This is a genomic window from Bartonella queenslandensis AUST/NH15, from assembly GCF_000312585.1.
GTDB lineage: Bacteria > Pseudomonadota > Alphaproteobacteria > Rhizobiales > Rhizobiaceae > Bartonella > Bartonella queenslandensis_A.
Window position 1 is genome coordinate 1 of record NZ_HE997985.1, and the last position, 1,466, is coordinate 1,466.

The window sequence follows — 1,466 nt, forward strand, 5'->3', positions numbered from 1 at the left end:
GATAAAGAAAGTGTCATGAAAATAGGCACATTGCCCCGTGGTGCTTTAATCACTTCTGTGAAGGTGTTTATCAAGAAGGTGTTTTCGGACGCTAAGATCAAGGTAGGCACCACGAGTGCATGCACGGAGATTGGTGAGGCAGAAATCAAAGCGGTGGGGAGTAAAGAGATAAAACCGAAAGATCAAAAGGAGTTTGTGCCTTATGATGCAGAGGTTAGTCTTTATGCCAAAGCAGACAAAACGGTACAATCTGGTGAAGCAAGTATCGTCGTTGAGTTTGTTACTCATCGCTAAAGTTAAGGAGGAGAGTACCTAGAAACTTTTTTAAGAAGTTTCATTTCTTTAACTTCTTTAATTTTAAGTGCAATTTTACGCATAAAAGCAATGCTAAAACAGCCTTGTGGTTTTAGAGTTTCAAAGTCGAAAAAATCTTCGCTAGGAACTACATTGAATTCATCAAGACGTAGCCAAGAATCTTTTGTCAGCTTTGCACGTCTACATTCTGTTTCAGGTATCTTTAAGCTAAATTGCACATCATGAGGATCCTGTGAAGTGATGGGAAATAAAAAGAAGTGCGTTTGTGTTTTTACTACAACACAAGCAGGACGTGACTTACGACCTGAACTCTCTCCCTTTTGAGATTGTTCATGCCATAAATAATAGTATCTAACGACGTCACCTGCTTTAAACATTTTCGTCACTTTTGAGAAGCTCATCCAAACCTTGTTCTAGGTCATCTAAGATATGTTTCGGTGCATCTGCGTAAGAAAAAGCTTGTGTAGCGGAACGAGATTTTATCAATTGATTATATAAATGGATAGGAAGCATAATGATTTTTTCTCGTCCTCTCTTAGTTAAAGCTACAGGTGTGGACATTGCTTCGTCTAATATGTCACCAGTTCCACGGTTTATATCTGTAAAACTATATTTTTTCATAAAGATACTCCTAAGGGCATACTTACATATAATGCATAAAATACATATTTTATGCAAGTGTGGATAATATCAAGAGAATTTTTTTATTAAAAGGTGTTAAAATGTCACGTCACTATATCAGGGTTAGGACGGGCGGTCCGATACAAGATGGGCAGGATGTTATTGAACAAAGAGCAACCTTTTCTAGGCTTGTGTCGATTATTCAGGATGAAATCGATGACGTAACGGATGAGTATCTTCCTCAGATACAGGAAAGTGTTTTAGCGGCTATTCGCTTTTGTGAAAGGGAAAGATTTTACTTTAACGAAAGCATGGATGTTGTTTTTAATACAGAGAAGGGGAAAAGTATCTATGGTGCACCAGATACCCCTCATATTGAAAGCTCTGCAAAAATCAAAGGGGTTTTTCTTCATAAGGATAAGCAAGCCAAGGTTGAATTGGAACATAGGGACGCAATTTCTTTAGGGGCTTTGATAGGGGCAGGACAAACAGGAGTCCCTGTTTGTTATGGTTATTTTAATCGGAAACTC

3 protein-coding genes and 1 pseudogene are annotated in these 1,466 nt (G+C 38.1%); 2 read left to right on the forward strand and 2 right to left on the reverse strand.

Annotated features, from left to right (window positions below; all coding sequences use genetic code 11):
• The coding region (locus BN338_RS02045) for a hypothetical protein (protein WP_039758584.1) at positions 1 to 294 on the forward strand (294 nt) is incomplete at its 5' end.
• A 2-nt stretch (positions 295 to 296) separates the two neighbouring features.
• Here the strand turns inward: BN338_RS02045 and BN338_RS02050 are convergent.
• Complete coding sequence (locus tag BN338_RS02050) at positions 297 to 692, reverse strand: hypothetical protein (RefSeq protein WP_039758585.1); 396 nt, start codon at positions 690 to 692, stop codon at positions 297 to 299.
• The gene (locus tag BN338_RS02055; RefSeq protein WP_039758586.1) at positions 685 to 936 is read right to left on the reverse strand and encodes a type II toxin-antitoxin system prevent-host-death family antitoxin; all 252 of its coding nucleotides are present in this window, start codon (positions 934 to 936) and stop codon (positions 685 to 687) included. The genes BN338_RS02050 and BN338_RS02055 overlap by 8 nt, the downstream gene beginning before the upstream one ends.
• Positions 937 to 1,037: 101 nt before the next feature.
• Here BN338_RS02055 and BN338_RS12045 point away from each other — a divergent pair.
• Positions 1,038 to 1,466 (forward strand): annotated as a pseudogene (locus BN338_RS12045) (hypothetical protein); the annotation flags it as partial.